Source organism: Vibrio aphrogenes (assembly GCF_002157735.2).
GTDB lineage: Bacteria > Pseudomonadota > Gammaproteobacteria > Enterobacterales > Vibrionaceae > Vibrio > Vibrio aphrogenes.
Map to the genome: position 1 here is coordinate 2,377,939 of NZ_AP018689.1, position 19,232 is coordinate 2,397,170.

At 44.3% G+C, this 19,232-nt stretch carries 16 protein-coding genes; 12 read left to right on the top strand and 4 right to left on the bottom strand.

Annotated elements, in window-relative coordinates:
- Positions 1-145 precede the first annotated feature (145 nt).
- The 4 genes from acs to accC all read left to right on the top strand — a co-directional run bounded on the left by acs (position 146) and on the right by accC (position 5,006).
- The gene (gene acs / locus VCA1004_RS10760; protein ID WP_086981754.1) at positions 146-2,092 is read left to right on the top strand and encodes an acetate--CoA ligase; all 1,947 of its coding nucleotides are present in this window, start codon (positions 146-148) and stop codon (positions 2,090-2,092) included.
- A 488-nt stretch (positions 2,093-2,580) separates the two neighbouring features.
- The gene (aroQ, locus tag VCA1004_RS10770) at positions 2,581-3,039 is read left to right on the top strand and encodes a type II 3-dehydroquinate dehydratase (RefSeq protein WP_086981755.1); all 459 of its coding nucleotides are present in this window, start codon (positions 2,581-2,583) and stop codon (positions 3,037-3,039) included.
- A 108-nt stretch (positions 3,040-3,147) separates the two neighbouring features.
- Positions 3,148-3,609, top strand: coding sequence for an acetyl-CoA carboxylase biotin carboxyl carrier protein (gene accB / locus VCA1004_RS10775; RefSeq protein WP_086981756.1), 462 nt, complete (start codon positions 3,148-3,150; stop codon positions 3,607-3,609).
- Positions 3,610-3,662: 53 nt separating this feature from the next.
- Positions 3,663-5,006, top strand: coding sequence for an acetyl-CoA carboxylase biotin carboxylase subunit (accC, locus tag VCA1004_RS10780; RefSeq protein ID WP_086981757.1), 1,344 nt, complete (start codon positions 3,663-3,665; stop codon positions 5,004-5,006).
- A 160-nt stretch (positions 5,007-5,166) separates the two neighbouring features.
- Here accC and VCA1004_RS10785 read toward each other — a convergent pair whose 3' ends face one another.
- From VCA1004_RS10785 to VCA1004_RS10800, 4 genes are all read right to left on the bottom strand, one after another.
- Entirely contained in the window at positions 5,167-6,663 is a 1,497-nt protein-coding gene (locus tag VCA1004_RS10785; RefSeq protein WP_086981758.1) for a tripartite tricarboxylate transporter permease, read from the bottom strand.
- 9 nt (positions 6,664-6,672) lie between these two features.
- On the bottom strand, positions 6,673-7,116 hold the full coding sequence (locus VCA1004_RS10790) for a tripartite tricarboxylate transporter TctB family protein (RefSeq protein ID WP_086981759.1): 444 nt from the start codon (positions 7,114-7,116) through the stop codon (positions 6,673-6,675).
- 79 nt (positions 7,117-7,195) lie between these two features.
- Positions 7,196-8,122, bottom strand: a complete 927-nt coding sequence (locus VCA1004_RS10795) for a tripartite tricarboxylate transporter substrate binding protein (protein ID WP_086981760.1) — start codon at positions 8,120-8,122, stop codon at positions 7,196-7,198.
- Positions 8,123-8,141: 19 nt separating this feature from the next.
- On the bottom strand, positions 8,142-8,612 hold the full coding sequence (locus tag VCA1004_RS10800) for a hypothetical protein (protein WP_086981761.1): 471 nt from the start codon (positions 8,610-8,612) through the stop codon (positions 8,142-8,144).
- A 371-nt stretch (positions 8,613-8,983) separates the two neighbouring features.
- Here VCA1004_RS10800 and VCA1004_RS10805 point away from each other — a divergent pair, with 371 nt between their 5' ends.
- The 8 genes from VCA1004_RS10805 to VCA1004_RS10840 all read left to right on the top strand — a co-directional run bounded on the left by VCA1004_RS10805 (position 8,984) and on the right by VCA1004_RS10840 (position 19,231).
- Positions 8,984-9,313: a YhdT family protein gene (locus tag VCA1004_RS10805; RefSeq protein WP_086981762.1), complete on the top strand. Its 330-nt coding sequence runs from the start codon at positions 8,984-8,986 to the stop codon at positions 9,311-9,313.
- A complete protein-coding gene (panF, locus tag VCA1004_RS10810; RefSeq protein WP_086981763.1) occupies positions 9,306-10,769 on the top strand; it encodes a sodium/pantothenate symporter in 1,464 nt (487 codons plus the stop codon). The genes VCA1004_RS10805 and panF overlap by 8 nt, the downstream gene beginning before the upstream one ends.
- A 129-nt stretch (positions 10,770-10,898) precedes the next feature.
- Entirely contained in the window at positions 10,899-11,786 is an 888-nt protein-coding gene (gene prmA / locus VCA1004_RS10815; protein WP_086981764.1) for a 50S ribosomal protein L11 methyltransferase, read from the top strand.
- Between the two features lie 160 nt (positions 11,787-11,946).
- Positions 11,947-12,915, top strand: coding sequence for a tRNA dihydrouridine synthase DusB (dusB, locus tag VCA1004_RS10820; protein WP_164520872.1), 969 nt, complete (start codon positions 11,947-11,949; stop codon positions 12,913-12,915).
- Between the two features lie 329 nt (positions 12,916-13,244).
- The gene (gene fis / locus VCA1004_RS10825; RefSeq protein ID WP_027695356.1) at positions 13,245-13,541 is read left to right on the top strand and encodes a DNA-binding transcriptional regulator Fis; all 297 of its coding nucleotides are present in this window, start codon (positions 13,245-13,247) and stop codon (positions 13,539-13,541) included.
- Between the two features lie 310 nt (positions 13,542-13,851).
- Complete coding sequence (locus VCA1004_RS10830; RefSeq protein ID WP_086981766.1) at positions 13,852-15,420, top strand: type I restriction-modification system subunit M; 1,569 nt, start codon at positions 13,852-13,854, stop codon at positions 15,418-15,420.
- Positions 15,417-16,619 carry a restriction endonuclease subunit S gene (locus tag VCA1004_RS10835; protein ID WP_086981767.1) on the top strand — a complete coding sequence of 401 codons (1,203 nt, stop codon included), beginning with the start codon at positions 15,417-15,419 and terminating at the stop codon, positions 16,617-16,619. Before VCA1004_RS10830 ends, VCA1004_RS10835 begins: the two co-directional genes overlap by 4 nt.
- Positions 16,620-17,182: 563 nt before the next feature.
- Positions 17,183-19,231, top strand: coding sequence for an RNA-binding domain-containing protein (locus VCA1004_RS10840; RefSeq protein WP_086981768.1), 2,049 nt, complete (start codon positions 17,183-17,185; stop codon positions 19,229-19,231).
- Position 19,232: the final 1 nt, after the last annotated feature.

Here is a 19,232-nt window from a genome sequence, read left to right on the forward strand (position 1 = left end):
TTGTAGTGCACCACGGTTCGGCAGAAAGTAAATACCTATACAGAGCATCAACACAATTATTAAGAACAAACACAATTATTAAGAACAAACACAACATCCCAACTTATTATGAGAGCGTTGAGTCTGACTCAGCAAGGAGAGCCCAATGAGTGATATTCATATTCATCCCGTCAAAGACAATATCTTACAACACACTCACGCCGACAATGACACTTACCTAAGCATGTACCAAGAATCGGTTACAGACCCACAAGGCTTTTGGGGGAAACATGGCAAGATTGTTGACTGGATGACGCCATTTACTCAAGTCAAAAACACCTCATTCGAACCGGGCAATATTGATATCAAATGGTTTGCAGATGGGCAGTTAAATGTCTCGGCAAACTGCATTGATCGTCACTTGGCAGAACGTGGTGATGAGGTAGCCATCATTTGGGAAGGCGATGACCCTAACGACGACGCTCAAATCACCTTCAACCAATTGCATGACCAAGTTTGTCGCTTTGCCAACGTGCTCAAAGCGCAGGGTGTAAAAAAAGGCGATGTGGTGTGTTTATACATGCCCATGGTGCCTGAAGCGGCGGTGGCCATGCTAGCTTGTACCCGGATTGGTGCCGTTCATACCGTCGTATTTGGTGGCTTCTCTCCTGACGCTTTAGCCGGTCGCATTATTGATTCAAATGCCCATGTTGTGATCACCGCTGATGAAGGGGTGCGTGGTGGCCGTGCTGTGCCACTTAAAGCCAATGTCGATCAGGCATTAAATAACCCAGAAACCCAAGTACGCAGTGTGGTGGTCTTCCAGCGTACCGGTGGCTCAGTGGACTGGAATAGCGAGCGCGATGTGTGGTGGCATGAAGCAACTGAGCAAGCCTCTTCAGAGTGTGCACCAGAGCCGATGAATGCCGAAGACCCACTCTTTATTCTTTATACTTCAGGCTCAACCGGTAAACCTAAAGGCGTTTTACACACCACTGGCGGCTATCTGGTGTATGCCACCATGACCTTTAAATATATTTTTGATTACCAACCGGGAGAGGTTTTCTGGTGTACCGCCGATGTCGGTTGGATCACCGGCCACACTTATTTAGTTTACGGGCCTCTTTCTAATGGCGCTAAAACCATTTTGTTTGAAGGGGTGCCGAATTATCCAAATACCAGTCGCATGAGTGAAGTAGTCGATAAACATCAAGTCAACATTCTTTATACCGCTCCAACGGCCATCCGAGCTCTCATGGCAAAAGGGGATGAAGCGATCCAAGGCACTTCCCGTTCAAGCTTGCGTGTTATGGGCTCGGTGGGCGAACCGATTAACCCAGAAGCATGGGAGTGGTATTACAAAACCATCGGCGATGAGCGTTGCCCGATCGTCGATACCTGGTGGCAAACCGAAACTGGGGGCATTTTGATCACGCCGCTGCCGGGTGCAACTGAACTGAAAGCAGGCTCAGCCACTCGCCCATTCTTTGGCGTGCAACCGGCATTACTGGATAACGAAGGCAATCCTCTTGAAGGGGCGAATGAAGGTAACTTAGTGATTACCGATTCATGGCCCGGCCAAATGCGCACCATTTATGGCGATCACGAACGCTTTGAACAAACCTACTTCTCCACCTTCAAAGGCGTCTACACCACCGGTGATGGTGCCCGTCGTGATGAAGATGGTTACTACTGGATCACCGGTCGTGTCGATGATGTCTTAAATGTGTCTGGTCACCGCATGGGCACTGCCGAGATTGAATCAGCATTAGTGGCCTTTGATAAGATTGCAGAAGCGGCGATTGTCGGCATCCCACATGACATTAAAGGCCAAGCGATTTACGCCTACATCACCCTTAATGATGGAGAGTTCCCATCAGCTGAATTACATAAAGAAGTGAAAGACTGGGTACGCAAAGAAATCGGCCCCATCGCCACCCCAGATGTCCTTCATTGGACGGATTCACTTCCAAAAACCCGTTCAGGCAAAATCATGCGTCGTATCTTACGTAAGATTGCCACCGGTGACACCAGTAACTTAGGTGATACCTCCACCCTCGCAGATCCAAGTGTGGTGGAAAAACTTATCGAAGAAAAAGCCAATTTGGTGTAAATAGCGATCGCGACACCTAAAGCGTAAAAATAGAGAACAAAGACCGTGGCTTAGGCTGCGGTTTTTATTTTTTGGTTCCTGGTTCCTGGTTCCTGGTTCCTGGTTCCTGGTTCCTGGTTCCTGGTTCCTGGTTCCTGGTTCCTGGTTCCTGGTTCCTGGTTCCTGGTTCCTGGTTCCTGGTTCCTGGTTCCTGGTTCCTGGTTCCTGGTTCCTGGTTCCTGGTTCCTGGTTCCTGGAGGTATTCATTGTTATTGTCCAAGCCCAGGTCAATCTTTTTTCTTTTGCTTTTCCTAGGAACTAGGAACTCGTTACCTATAAACTCGCTTTTACCTCATTAGACCAGTAATTTGCTGCGATTTGCTTTGAATTCGCTATAATCGGTGAAATTAGTGAGTGCGCGGTCAATTTTTTTGCTTTCTGACTTAGCAAAGTCTATAAATTATGACATGATGCATTTTTCATACACTTTAATGGATATTAGCCACACAATGTCAGCAAAATTACGAGTTCTAGTCTTAAATGGGCCGAATTTAAATTTGCTCGGGTTACGTGAACCGACGCATTATGGCTCAAAGACATTAGCCGATATTATGAGCGACTTAACAACGCAAGCTCAAGCGTTAGACATTCAATTATCGCACTTACAATCCAATCGAGAATTCGAACTGATTGAAGCGATTCATGCCGCTCATAATACCATCGACTTTATCATCATTAATCCGGCAGCCTTTACTCATACTAGTGTGGCACTAAGAGATGCATTGCTTGGGGTGAATATTCCTTTTATTGAAGTTCATCTCTCCAATGTTCATGCTCGGGAACCTTTTCGCCATCACTCCTATCTATCAGATAAGGCGGTAGGCGTTATTTGTGGGCTTGGCGCGCAAGGTTATCAATTTGCACTCTCGGCGGCGCATGCACAATTAAGCCAAACTCATTCCGCTTAATGGGCAACACCGACGATATTCAGCTCGATCATGACTGATCAGCTCAACCATCGGCAAGAGTTTACCTGTTGCCGTGAAATGAATAATTAAACAGATAGAGAACACATTATGGATATTCGTAAAATAAAGAAGCTAATCGAACTAGTTGAAGAGTCTGGTATCGCTGAACTTGAAATTTCTGAAGGTGAAGAATCAGTACGCATCAACCGTTATAGCAATCAAGCGGCTCCAGCAGCGCCTGTTCAATATTCTGTAGCACCGGCTCCAGCAGCGCCTGCGGCTGCACCTGCTCCAGTAGCAGCAGAAGAAACTCCGGCTCCAGCACCGGTAGAAACAGGTCACAAACTATTATCTCCAATGGTTGGTACTTTCTACCGTTCACCAAGCCCAGAAGCGAAATCTTTCATCGAAATCGGTCAAACGGTAAAAGAAGGTCAAACACTTTGCATCGTTGAAGCGATGAAAATGATGAACCAAATCGAAGCGGATAAATCTGGTGTAGTGAAAGCTATCCTAGTGGAAGACGGTCAACCGGTTGAATTTGATCAACCACTTGTTGTGATTGAGTAACTCTGTTTTTTAACAGCGCATTTCCCATTCACACAGCAACAAGAGGCAATACAATGCTAGATAAAATTGTCATCGCGAACCGAGGTGAAATCGCCCTCCGTATTCTTCGCGCATGTAAAGAGCTAGGCATTAAAACGGTCGCCATTCACTCTACGGCTGACCGCGATTTAAAACATGTATTATTAGCAGACGAAACCATTTGTATTGGTCCTGCACGTAGTACCGATAGCTACTTAAACGTTCCTCGCATTATTTCAGCAGCAGAAGTATCTGGTGCCGTTGCGATTCACCCAGGTTACGGTTTCCTATCTGAAAACGCCGATTTTGCGGAACAAGTAGAAAAATCAGGCTTTATTTTCGTTGGCCCGAAAGCAGAAACCATTCGCCTAATGGGTGATAAAGTGTCTGCCATCAATGCAATGAAAAAAGCCGGCGTTCCTTGTGTACCAGGTTCTGATGGCCCACTTGATGACGACGATGCGAAAAACCGTGCCTTTGCTAAACGCATTGGCTATCCTGTGATCATCAAAGCCTCTGGTGGCGGCGGCGGTCGTGGTATGCGTGTAGTTCGTAAAGACGAAGACCTAGTTGAAGCGATTGCGATGACTCGCTCTGAAGCAAAATCTTTCTTCAACAATGACATGGTTTACATGGAGAAATACCTAGAAAACCCTCGTCACATCGAAGTTCAAGTTCTTGCTGATGGTCAAGGCGGTGCGATTCACTTAGGTGAGCGTGACTGTTCAATGCAACGTCGCCACCAAAAAGTGGTAGAAGAAGCTCCAGCTCCAGGCATCACAGAAGAAATGCGTCAATACATTGGTGAGCGTTGTACTCGTGCTTGTATTGAAATCGGTTATCGTGGCGCAGGTACTTTCGAATTCCTATATGAAAACGGTGAGTTCTACTTCATTGAAATGAACACCCGTATTCAGGTAGAGCACCCAGTGACGGAAATGGTGACTGGTATCGACCTAATCAAAGAGCAATTACGCATTGCAGCAGGTCAGCCATTATCTTTCACGCAGAACGACATCAAAATCCGCGGCCATGCGGTTGAGTGTCGTATCAATGCGGAAGATCCAGTGCGCTTCCTACCTTGCCCAGGTAAAATCCAACACTTCCATCCACCAGGTGGCATGGGCGTTCGTTGGGAATCTCACGTGTACGCAGGCTACTCAGTACCGCCACACTACGATTCAATGATCGGCAAACTGATCACTTTCGGTGAAAACCGCGACGTGGCGATTGCTCGTATGAAGAATGCGTTAGGTGAAACCATCATCGATGGCATCAAAACCAACATTCCTCTACAGCTTGATATCATGAGCGATGAAAACTTCCAACACGGTGGTGCCAACATTCACTACCTTGAGAAGAAGCTTGGGTTACAATAAACGTTCTTAGGTGCTAGTCCCTAGTTACTAGAAAAAGATAAGAGACCGTAGTGAGAACTGCGGTCTTTTTTTCGTTTATCAGGGCTCGGGCGCTACTCGTTTCTCGAATAAAAAGATGGTGGATAGATATGAATCAATCTACTCACCCGTTTACCAATGATTAATCGGATACCTCTTGTTGTGCTTTCTGTTTCTTTTTCATCTTCATGGTTGAATAAACAGAAAAAACCGCTAATACAATGAAAGCTAAGGCAATAGGACGATCGTATAAAAATGACCAACTTCCTTCATACATCATGAGCGATTTTCGTAAATTGGTTTCCGCCATTGGCCCCAAGATAATTGCCAGTAACACCGGTGAAGACGGAATATCCAACTTAGTAAAAATAAATCCGATCAAACCAAATACGATAGCAATACCAACATCAAACATTGAATTATTAATCGCATAAGCCCCCACCACCGATAAAAAGACAATGATAGGAATCATGATAATTTTGGGAACTTCAATGATTCGACAAAAGAAACGAATCCCTAATAAACCAATACCAAGCATCACCACATTTGCTACTAACATCGAACTGAATACGCCGTAAACCACTTCAGGGTTTTGTGCGAACAACAATGGCCCAGGTGTTAACCCTTGCACAATCAAGGCTCCCAATAAAACGGCCGCCACCGCATCTCCTGGTACGCCCAAGGTCAATAACGGAACTAACGATCCACCTGTTACCCCATTATTGCCCGACTCCGCCGCCGCTAAGCCACGAATCGATCCTTTACCAAATTCATCAGGATTTTTGGAAGAACGCTTCGCTTCGTTATAGCAAACGAAAGCCGATATATCCGCTCCAGCACCAGGTACAGATCCTATAGTCGTCCCCATTAATCCACTTTTAATCGTCGTGGGTAAAATTTCTTTTAAATCTTTACCGCTCAACAATTTATGATCAAATTTGGGTGGAGTAACGTTTTTTTCTGAACGTATTTTTTCAAGCTGGCTCAACGCTTCTGAAAGCGCAAATAAGCCGATTAACACCGGTATGACATTAATACCACTATATAAATCCATGATACCAAAAGTGAATCTCGGTACGCTGCTGATGGGATCCAACCCAACTGTTGAGACTAGCAAGCCTATAGTTCCTGCTAATAACCCTTTCAAAATATTGGTTGAAGAAACACTCGCAATGATAGTTAAGCCAAAGAGTGCTAAAGCAAAATATTCAGGGGCATTAAACCTCAAGGCAAAATCCGCCAACTTAGGCGCTATCGCAATAAGGATCAATGTGCTGATCAACCCACCGACGAATGAGGCGACCGCAGAAATACTAAGCGCCCTGGCTGCTTGTCCTCTTGCGGCTAACGTATGCCCATCCAATACACTGGCTGCCGAAGCTGGGGTACCCGGTGTTTTTAATAAAATAGCCGCAATAGAACCACCATAAATGCCACCAATATAAACCCCAATCAACATCACAAGTGCTGCGGTAGGCTCCATTCCAAAGGTAAAAGGAAGTAAGATCGCCACTCCCATGGTAGCAGTTAATCCCGGTAACGCCCCAAGGATGATTCCACCTAATACCCCAAAAAAAAGTACAGGGAAAACAGTCATGCTGACAGCTGTCGTTAAGCCATCCATTAAATATTCAAACATAATGACATCCTATGACCACATCGCTTGCGGTAGTGATATATAAAAGACTTCACCAAATAAATAATTCACGGCAAAAACAAAAATGATGGCAATGAGGTAATAAATCGGCTTCTTGATTTTGAAATAAATCAAATAAAATAAAAAAGCAGCCAAGCTAGCGTATAGATAACCAATCACACCAATAAGCAAGGCATAACCAATCAGAAAGCCAATACCAAATAAGGACATTTTAGATATAAAGGCGGCTTGTCTGGTCGTGGTTCCCTGCCATTTATGCTGCACAAGCAATAACACGCAAATGACGATTTGACAGACAACAATTGCCATTGGAAAAAATTGAGCACCCACGCTAGAGTCTTGGTACCTAGGACTATCAAATTGTGCAATAACAGCAAATGCAATGGCACTCAACACAATGATAATGGACGGGAAAACGACATTTCTATTGAGCATAGAATCCATCCTTATAAACAAACTCAACATCAAGATAAGCAGCACCAAAGCATGGTGCTGCTGTGACTAATACAAGCAGTTATTTAATTAACTCGCCTAAGGTTTTAGTGTCATCTTTTACAAATTGAGTAAAAGTTGCTGCATCCATGTTATGAATGGTCATTGCTCCTTTCGCCATGAAATTTTTAAACTCTTCAGAAGCCATAGCTTGATCAAAAGCTTTACCTAAAGTATCAATGATGGCATCCGGCGTATCTTTCGGAGCACCGATACCACGCCATGTCCCCGTCACCACATCCACACCTTGCTCTTTCAGAGTCGGTACATCTGGAATATATTCAATACGTTCATTCGACATCACGCCCAATGCTTTCAACTGACCAGAACGTAGTTGAGCAATGGATTCTCCTGGGGTTACCATAGTAACATCAGCATGATGACCTAAAACCGATGGGATAGCTTCAGAAGCGCCGTTATAAGGGATAGCATTCAATTTAATGTTTTGGTCTTTCTCCAAAGCCATCAAATAAAAATTTGGGGCCGCCGTTGAAGCAAATTTAATTTTACCTGGGTTCGCTTTCGCCTCTTTAATTAGGTCATTGATGGTGTTGTAAGGGCTATCCGCGGCAACCAGTACCACCGCAGGATCTAAGTTCACCATACGAATCAATTTAAAGTCATCCGCCGTATGTTGCATTAATCCCATTTGAGGCAAGGACGCAATTTCACGGGTCACCACTGTTAAGGTATAACCATCTGGTCGTTGCTGTGCACCAAAACTCATTCCAACTGCTCCTGCACCTCCGGTTCGGTTCATTATTGAAATGTTTTGTCCAAGAACATCTTTCGCACTATTAGCCAATGTACGCCCCACCGCATCAGTACCACCACCAGCACCAAAGGGAACAATTAAGCGAATGTTTTTTGTTGGGTAATCGGCTGCCACAGCAGTCGCAGAAACAAGAATGCCGGCAGCAAGCATTAAGGATTTAAGTAATTTATTCATAATAGAGACCTTTAAATAATTAACGATATGTTTTTGTAGGGTTTTCTATTTTTTGCGTTTGGTATTCATGTATCGTAAGTTGCTCAATTGCGACGGCAATCCAACCGCTTACTAGCATGTCATACCATTGCTCGACACCACTGCAGGCAACAACAAGATTGCCATACACAAATGAGCCATAAAAAAGCAGATCATCTTTACGTAATGCCGAAGGGTGTAAATATTGAAGTTGAATATTACTGGTAGATTCTCGCCATGCCTGTTGAGCTTTTTTGCGAGCGAATTGATCAAAGGGGATGGACCAAGATTCAGGTGTGCCTAACGATTTTTCAAAAAGGATCGCCTCCTCAAAAGATGACTCCCAAGGTTTTACTTGAGGATTCATCACCACAATATGTAACTCCTTTCGATTCGTTCTCTCAAATAATTGTTCAATCGCGGGTGAAACTAACGCCACAGCATCAGCGGCAATTTCTTTAAGATCTTTCATCCATAACTCCTCATTGCGTCCTTACCAATCAGAGTATTGTATGACAAAATTACAGCAACAAAGATTCAACAATAATCCATTCTCGATCACGGCAAACACTTTACATACAAGACATAGATCACCTTTATTAGCTTGTCAGTCATTAAAAAACAAAGTAACTAACAAGCTGGTTAATAAACATTTAACAGAGTAATAACTCGAATTTGTCTTATAAAATCATAATTATTTCAACAGAACCCCATCCTCTCATCATAGAAGCCAGCCCGACTTTGCGGCTATTGTTTGTTTCCACCTCTAAGTTTTGTCAAAATACGCTTCTTTTTCTCTGTACTGCTATTTTCTTTTTACTGCTATCAGCAAGGTTCCGTATCATGAAAACGCTTAATGCACGCTATCAGCAAGCACACAAGGAAGCCAAATGGGCCATTGGATTAGCCTTAGCCTATATGCTTTGGTGGGCCGCCTCCGCTTATGGGCTCTCACCCAGCGTAAAGGATATGGCCGCAGTGCCGACTCTGTATTTTGGATTCCCATTATGGTTTTTAATGGCTTGTGTGATTGGCCCTTTAGTCTTCACGATATTATGCGCGGCAATGGTGAAGTGGATTTACCGTGATATGTCATTAGAAATCGAAGCCGACAACACATCCAAAGACACCATCAAGCACCACAACGTCGAACAAGAGCAACCTCATGAATAACCAGATTCTCATCCCACTCGTTTTATATTTGATTGCCGTCTTTGCTCTGGCTTTTTTGAGCAGTAAACACACCAACAAGAAAGGCTTTTTAAACGAATACCTCGTTGGTGGACGTAGCATGGGCGGTTTTGTGCTGGCGATGACTTTAGCTGCCACCTATGCCAGTGCCAGTTCCTTTATTGGTGGGCCGGGAGCCGCGTATAAAATGGGCTTAGGCTGGGTTTTACTGGCGATGATCCAATTACCTGCCACCTGGCTGACCTTAGGCGTGTTGGGTAAAAAGTTTGCCATTGAAGCACGTCGTCATAATGCGCTTACCTTGAATGACATTTTATATGCGCGCTATCAAAATCGGGGGGTCGTGATTTTTGCTTCGTTATCGTTACTCTTAGCTTTTTTCGGCACCATGGTGGTTCAATTTGTCGGTGGAGCGCGTTTATTGCAAACCGTTACCGGGCTGTCTTACACCCATGGTTTGATGATTTTTGCGATTACCGTTGGTCTATATACCACCATTGGCGGCTTTCGAGCGGTCGTGATGACTGATACCTTACAAGGCATAATGATGATCATCGGCACCATTGCCTTATTAATTGGCATCGTCCACGCCGGAGGCAGCATTGGTGAGCTGGTAACTGACTTACACGCCATAGATCCTGCCTTAATTACCCCTTATGGCCCCAATCACTTTCTCACCGCCCCCTTTATGATGAGCTTTTGGGTGTTAGTCTGTTTTGGGGTGATTGGCCTGCCTCATGCCGCAGTACGTTGTATGTCTTATAAAGACAGCGCTTCCTTACATAAAGGTATGGTGATCAGTACCATCATGGTGGCCTTACTCATGCTTGGAATGCATTTAGCCGGAGCCTTTGGTCGTGCTATCGTGCCGGATATTGGCAGCCCTGACCAAATCATGCCCACTTTGATGATCACCGTATTGCCGCCAGTCGTCGCGGGTATTTTCTTGGCAGGGCCAATGGCAGCGATCATGTCGACCATCGACTCGCAACTGATCCAAGCCTCAGCGACTCTGCTCAAAGATTTATACATCAACTACATCAACCCCAGCATGGCACAAGGTGAAAAAGCCGAAAAAACGCTGCCTAAATTATCATTATGGGTCACCGGAATTTTTGCCGCGTTAGTGTTTGTTGCTGCACTCAATCCACCTGATATGATCATCTGGTTAAACTTATTGGCGTTTGGTGGCATGCAAGCCGTGTTCTTATGGCCGCTAGTCTTAGGCTTATATTGGAAAAAGGCTTCGGCCACTGGAGCGTTTGCTTCAATGTTAGTCGGCTTAGTGTCTTACATTGCTTTAAGCACTTTCAAACCCGACCTCGGCGGCGTACATGCGATTGTACCGACCTTATTATTAGGGCTGATTGCCTTCATCGTGGGTAGCAAACTCAAACCAACCGCCCAGTTGCAAACCCAACCGCCACAAACAGCGTAAGCTTTCCTCCTCTGAAACCCTCACTCCAATCATGGCAAATCCAGCCCATGATTGGAGTAGATCTCTACAAGTTTGCCGTCATCTGCTACACTTCGCCTCAATTCTTATTCATGACGAGAGATCAATTCCATGCCTTGGATTCAAATTAAACTCAACGCAACCGATACTAACGCAGAAGCCATCGGCGATATGTTAATGGAAGAAACCGGAGCCTTATCGGTGACTTTTCTGGATGCCAAAGACACCCCTGTATTTGAACCACTGCCGGGTGAAACTCGTTTATGGGGCGAAACCGATATCCTAGCGCTGTATGATGCCGAAATTGATACCCAACAAGTCTTAAGCCAAATCAAAAGCAGCAATATGTTAAGTGCTGATTTTGCCTATAAAATTGAACAAATCGAAGACAAAGACTGGGAACGTGAATGGATGGATAACTTCCACCCAATGCAATTTGGTAAACGCTTATGGATTTGCCCAAGCTGGCGTGACATCCCTGATCCAAGTGCCGTCAACGTGATGCTTGACCCCGGTTTGGCATTTGGCACAGGTACCCACCCAACCACTTCAGTGTGTTTAGAATGGTTAGAAGGGTTAGATCTTGAAGGTAAAACCGTCATCGATTTTGGTTGCGGCTCGGGTATCTTAGCGATTGCGGCCATCAAACTGGGCGCGGCCAAAGTCATCGGTATTGATATCGATCCACAAGCCATTTTAGCGTCACGTGATAACGCCGAGCGCAATGGCGTTGCTGACCAATTAGAACTGTTCTTACCTCAAGACCAACCTGAAGGATTAATTGCCGACGTCGTGGTTGCCAACATTTTAGCTGGCCCATTACGCGAACTTTCAGGCGTGATCACCAGCCTCGTCAAACCCAACGGTTTACTGGCAATGTCTGGCGTCTTAGACTCACAAGCAGCCGATGTTGCCACTTATTACCAAGAAGCCTTCCAGCTTGATCCGATTATCGAGCAACAAGAATGGTGTCGAATTTCAGGTCAGAAGAAAGCCTAATCCATTCAAATAAAAGTTTTTATCGGTACATTCGGGGCTAATTGACTGAAAATTAGACGATTTACAAAACTATTTGTGAAATGGTCAAATATTAGTCTTTTCACGCCCCGAAAAAATGCGTAAAATGCGCGCCCTTGCTGAGATGAACTGTGATGCTGTTTTGAAAATCGGAAACTACACTTTACCGAACAACCTAATTGTTGCCCCAATGGCGGGTGTAACAGATAGACCCTTTCGTGAATTGTGTCTTCGATATGGGGCAGGTATGGCCGTCAGTGAAATGATGTCCTCGAACCCTAAAGTTTGGAACACATCAAAATCCCTCCAACGCATGGTACATGAAGGCGAATCGGGCATTCGTAGTGTACAAATTGCCGGAGCGGACCCTCATCTTATGGCACAAGCTGCGCAAGTCAGTGTTGAAAACGGTGCACAAATCATCGACATCAACATGGGCTGCCCAGCAAAAAAAGTGAATAAAAAACTGGCAGGCTCCGCGTTGTTGCAGCGCCCCGATATTATCGAACAGATACTAAAAGCGGTGGTGAATGCAGTTGAGGTTCCGGTAACCCTAAAAACGCGCACAGGATGGGACACAGACAATAAAAACTGTGTTGAGATTGCTAAAATGGCTGAGCAATGTGGCATTCAAGCACTGGCACTCCACGGGAGAACTCGCGCTTGCATGTACAAAGGCGAAGCAGAATACGACAGCATTAGAGCCGTAAAACAAGCTATCTCGATCCCTTTGATTGCCAATGGTGATATCGATAGCCCAGAAAAAGCGAAATTTGTTCTCGATTACACGGGAGCAGATGCTCTGATGATAGGAAGGCCTGCCCAAGGTCGTCCTTGGATTTTTCAACAAATCCAACACTATTTACAAACGGGAGAACACTTGCCCCCCCTTCCAATGGAAGAAGTGCAAGATATCCTGATTGGTCATGTTCAAGCTCTCCATCAATTTTATGGTGAGTTTTTAGGTCCTCGAATCGCACGTAAACACGTCGGTTGGTATCTAAAAGAACATGATAATGAAGGTGAGTTCCGCCGTGTTTTCAACGCCATTGAAGATGCTCACCAGCAAATCGATGTGCTGAGAAATTATTTTTTTACTCAGAGTATGTAAAAGCACGCGTGCAACAACGCTGCAGCTTCAAAACAAAAGGTAGACCCGAGTAGTTGAAGTTGTAGCTAGGCGACAAGCGAATGAGACCCTCTGAGCATAGCTCGTCTATGTGATTAGGGCGAGTGAGTGCCGTCAACAACGCTGCAGCTTCAAAACAAAAGGTAGACCCGAGTAGTTGAAGTTGCAGCTAGGCGACAAGCGAATGAGACCCTATGAGCATAGCTCGTCTATGTGATTAGGGCGAGTGAGTGCCGTCAACAACGCTGCAGCTTCAAATACGAAGAGTATACGTTGCATTATAATTACCAGAAGAAGAGCTAAGACTAATTATGTTCGAACAAAATCTGACTTCAGAACCATTCACAGTTACTACTGTTACATCACAAGACCAGATCACACAGAAGCCACTACGTGACTCTGTAAAAGCATCTTTAAAGAATTACCTTGCTCAATTAAATGGTCAAGACGTTAACGATCTTTACGAATTAGTATTAGCAGAAGTTGAGCAACCAATGCTTGATATGGTTATGCAGTACACTCGCGGTAACCAAACTCGCGCTGCAAACATGATGGGTATCAACCGTGGCACTCTTCGCAAGAAGTTGAAAAAATACGGCATGAACTAAGATTAAATTAGTTTGAATAAGAAAGGCTTATGATAATTCGTAAGCCTTTTTTTTATCCTTATCAAAATCCCATTGCTTTCTTCGCCTTATACCAATCACACTAATTAAATGGTCAGAAATTGCGTAGAAAAAAGGCTTGAGAACAAGGAAGAAATTTTCGATAAGTAGTTATTCTACAATCAAAATTTATAACGCAGTTATCGGGCCTTTTAACAAGCAAGGATGATTAGATAATTAGTACGATTGGTATTACCTTCAATAACTTTGTTATCATGCTTGCCATCGTTTTTTCTCTCTTTATGGACTCATCATGGTCGAGCAACATCAACAAGAACTCAAAAAACAACTTTGGAATATTGCCAATACCTTACGTGGCAACATGTCTGCCGATGATTTTCGTGATTACATTTTAGGCTTAATCTTCTACAAGTACCTATCTGACAAGCTAAATACCTACGCCGATGAACTGCTGGCCGAAGATGGCATCACTTTTACTGGTATTGATGCCAGTAGCGAAGAAGGCCAAGAGATCCTAGAAGCCGTACAAGAAGAAGCTATCGACAAACTGGGGTACTTCTTTAAGCCTAGTTCACTGTTTCACGTTTTGGCGCAAGATGCCGAAAATGGCGAGTTCATTCTTGATGATGTGCGAGATGTTTTAAACGACATTGAACAAAGCACCATGGGCTCAGACAGTGCCGACGACTTCAACGGCTTGTTTGATGAGTTAGATCTCACCTCCAACAAGTTAGGTAAAACCCCTGATGCACGTAACAAACTGGTGGGGCAAATTCTTGGCCATTTAAACAACATCGACTTCCACTTAGAAAGCAGCGAAATCGACATTCTCGGTGATGCGTACGAATACTTAATTGGCATGTTCGCCAGCGGCGCAGGCAAGAAAGCCGGTGAGTTCTATACCCCACAAATGGTCTCCAAACTGTTAGCCAAACTGGTGACCACCAACAACACGGTCAAATCGGTGTACGACCCTACCTGTGGTTCTGGCTCTTTATTATTGCGTGTCGCAAAAGAGTCTAATAATCAGGACATAAAATACGTCGGCCAAGAGCGCAACCCGAGTACCTACAACCTTGCGCGCATGAACATGATCATGCACGGGGTTCACTACAAACGTTTTGATATTGAAAACGACGACACCCTAGAGACGCCGCTGCATTTTGATCAGCGTTTTGATGCAGTGGTCGCTAACCCGCCGTTTTCTGCCCAATGGTCAGCCAACCCTTTGCATTTGAATAATGATCGCTTTGCAGACTACGGCAAGCTGGCGCCGAAATCGAAAGCCGACTTTGCTTTTGTGCAACACATGATCCACCAGCTTAATGACACAGGTCGTATGGCGGTGGTGCTGCCACATGGCGTGTTATTCCGTGGCGCAGCCGAAGGCCATATTCGTCAGCACTTAATCAAAGAGAAAAACTATTTAGACATGGTGATCGGCCTGCCTGCCAATATCTTCTTTGGTACCTCGATTCCAACCTGTGTGATGGTGTTTAGCAAGCAGCGCCAAGCCGATGACAACATTTTGTTTATTGATGCCAGTAAGCATTTTGAAAAAGGCACTAATACCAATGTGATGCGTGAAGAAGATTTACAACGCATTTTAGATGCCGTCACCAAGCGAGAGAACATTGATAAGTTTGCTTATGTCGCCAGCCCGCAAGACATCGCGGATAACGACTACAACCTCAACATTCCTCGTTATGTCGATACCTTTGAAGAAGAAGCCTTAGTTGATTTGGCCGAGATTGCCAAACAGCTTAAAGCCAATGATGAGGCTATGCTGGAAACCGATAAAACCATTGCCGATTTTTGTGCTGAGTTGGGCATTGAAGCACCATTTGAGGTGAGCAAATGAGTGAGCTAGTGCCGAAGTTGAGGTTTGGTGGGTTTGTTTCTGACTGGAAAGAAAGCTGTTTGGATACCTTATGTGCAAACTTTAAGAGTGGCTCCACTATTACTTCTGCAACTATAACTTCTAATGGAGATTATCCTGTTTATGGTGGAAATGGTTTAAGAGGTTTTACTAGTACCTATACTCATGATGGCGATTATGTTCTGATTGGTCGTCAAGGAGCATTATGTGGAAATATCAATGAATGTTCTGGTAAATCATTTATTTCAGAGCATGCAATTGTAATTGGTGAAAATGATTATTCAGATATTAAATGGTTAAAGTACAAACTAGATTACATGGAGCTAAATAGATACTCTGAATCATCAGCACAACCTGGTTTATCTGTAGGACGTTTAAAGCGTCTAAAGGTTTTCCATCCTAGCAAACAAGAACAACAAAAAATCGCTGACTTCCTTACTTCTGTCGACACCAAAATCAGCCAACTAACAGAAAAGCATCGCCTACTCAAAGAGTACAAGAAAGGTGTGATGCAGCAGATTTTTAGCCAAAAGATTCGTTTTAAAGATGAGAATGGGGAAGCGTTTCCTGAGTGGGAAGTTTCGACATTTGGTCAATTATTTAATTGGATTAGAACGAACAATCTATCGAGAGAAAAACTAACAAGTACAGAGACAAAGATTCAGAATATTCATTATGGTGATATTCACATGCGTTTTCCGGCTTTGTTTGCTCAAGATAAAGAGTTAGTGCCTTATGTCGTAGAAGAGGAACAAGATAAACTGATTTCACAAGCTGATTTTTGCCAAGTTGGAGATCTTGTCATTGCGGACGCTTCTGAAGATTATGCTGATATTGGTAAAGCTATTGAAATCATAAGTGTGAAAAACAACACATTAGTGGCAGGGCTTCATACTTACATAGCTCGACCTATTAAAGAGTTTGCTTCTGGTTATATAGGATATCTTTTTCAATTTAACGATACACGTAATCAAATTAAAAAATTGGCTCAAGGTGTTTCAGTTCTTGGTCTATCAAAAACAAATTTAGAAACTGTTGAGCTTCCAATTCCATGTATAACTGAACAACAAAAAATCGCTCTATACCTACAAGCCATTGATGCCAAAATTAATGCAGTGAATCAACAAATTGAAGATACTAAGCTGTTTAAAAAAGGCTTATTGCAGCAGATGTTTGTGTAGGCGGCGGGGCTCGGTACTCGGGCGCTGCGCTGCTCGTGGCTAGGAAGAAAAAGCGAACACGGCTTTAAAATAGCCCGTCGTTCCGTACAAGGAGCGAAGCGACTGGAGATACGGAATCTCCCACAGCGTGTTGATACTGAATTAAGTGAATAACATGCGGTAGGCAATCCTGAACAGCACTCCTTCGTCGCTTTCAGGATGACAGGCTTAATAAAGCCCGTCATTCCGTGCAAGGAGCGAAGCGACTGGAGGTACGGAATCTCCCACAGCGTGTTGAGACTGAATTAAGTGAGTAACATGCAGTAGGCGCTCCTGAACAACGCTCCTTCGTCGCTTTTCAGGATGACGGGTTCAATAAAGCCCGTCATTCCGTGTAAGGAGCGGAGCGACTGGAGGTACGGAATCTCCCACAGCGTGTTGAGACTGAATTAAGTGAGTAACATGCGGTAGGAGATCCTGAACTGCACTCCTTCGTCGCTTTTCAGGATGACGGTTTCATAGTATTTTTCAGGTAACCTTTTGCTGCGTATTGAGACAAGAATGGAATTAAGGAAATAACACTCATGACAGATAATATCTTTACCACATTGGCCGACATTCAAGCACTGCAAGAAAGTGCCGAAGTTGAGTGCAAGCTCGCGGGTGGCCGTGATGGTAAAGGTGCGGTTCCAAATGACATGTGGGAAACCTACAGCGCATTTGCGAACACTCGTGGTGGAATCATTCTACTGGGTATTCAAGAGAAGAAAGGCCATTTCACGCTGGAAGGCATTACGAACCCAACCCCACTGGTTAAAAATATTTGGGATACCGTCAATAACCCAAACAAAGTCAGTATTAACTTGCTTAGCGAAGCCGATGTGAGCGTTGAAACCATCGACGGAAAAAACATCATTGTGGTTCATGTGCCACGAGCACCGCGTAAAATTCGCCCGGTATTCATCAACAATAATCCTCACACTGGCACGTATATTCGTCGCTATGAAGCCGATCAAAAGTGCTTACCCTCAGCCATTAACCAAATGATGGCTGAACAAGAAGAAGTTCGTGATAACCGCTTAATGGAAGGTTTCACCATTGACGATATTGAGCCCGAAAGTTTACGTGTTTACCGCCAGTTGTTTGTGGATGCTAAACCAGACCATGCTTTTTCTGAGCTTTCTGACCATGAGTTTTTACGCTCAATTCGCTGTATTGGTAAAGATCGCTCAACAGGCAAAGAGTGGCTAACACTAGCAGGGCTAGTGATGTTTGGCCGCGGTAATTCGATTCTTGATGCCCTTCCTGCATTTGCTTTGGATTATCAAGAAAAGAGCCCAACTCTCGAGCGCTGGATTGACCGCATTTATACCGATGGATCTTGGTCTGGCAACCTGTTTGATTTTTATCGCAAGGTGTATCGCAAGCTCACGGCAGATTTAAAAGTGCCATTTAACCTTGTCGGTGATAAACGAATCGACCGAACGCCTGCCCATGAAGCGATTCGTGAAGCCTTAGTCAACACTATCGCTCATGCGGATTTTAATGCGGAAGGTAATATATTGATTGAAAAGCACCCGGACTTTATTGGCTTTCGCAATCCGGGTTTAATGCGTGTACCCGTTAAAGAAGCCATTGCGGGTGGCAATAGCCAATGCCGTAATCCAGCCATTCATCAAATGTTCTTAAATATTGGTTTAAGCGAAAAGGCAGGTTCAGGGATTCCAAATATCTACCGCAATAGTAAAAGACAAAACTGGCAACAACCTAACCTATATGAAAATGACGAACTTGGGCAAACCATACTTGAATTACGTATGGTCGATATCATTTCTGAGGAAATGCAGCAAAAGCTCATCGCTCGATTTGGTGAACGTTTTAATCAGCTTAGTGACCTGAAACGCACCATTTTGATCACAGCCATGACCGAATCTTGGTTTAATCATGAACGTATCTGCGCGATCACCTCTGAATATACAAGAGAAGTCACCTTGGCCTTAAGTCAGCTGGTGGCAAGTGGGTACTTAGACTCATCCGGCAAGCAAAAAGGCAAAACTTATCACCTAAAAGGTATTGAAGTTCCAACGCCAGACAACGATGCAGGCAAAAGTATCAAGTTTGTCACCACGCCAACCGAAGAACAGTTATCACTTTTCACAGGTAATGTGCCGGAGTTCAATCAAGAAGTGCCGGACCTCGATAACCAAAGTCCGGAGTTAAACCGAAAAGTGCCGGAGCTCGATAACCAAAGTCCGGACCTCGATAACCAAAGTCCGGACCTCGATAACCAAAGTCCGGACCTCGACAACCAAAGTCCGGACCTCGACAAACAGAACCAATTATTATGGCAACAACTTCAGTCTGTCGTATCCCCAATTATTCAGTCTCAGGGAAGAAAACCAAAGGCGGAGATTGAACAAGCGATTATCACCCTTTGCAAAATAGCAGAACCAAGCTGCTTGAAGCTCGCGGACATCGCCACATTGTTAATGATGAAACCCGATACTTTAAGACGTAACTATTTAAGTAAAATGATAAAAGCTCAAAAGCTCTATCTGGCTTATCCAACCATTCCGAATCACCCAGAACAAGGCTACACAACACAACAACATGTTGGCAGTAAGGAAGACTAAA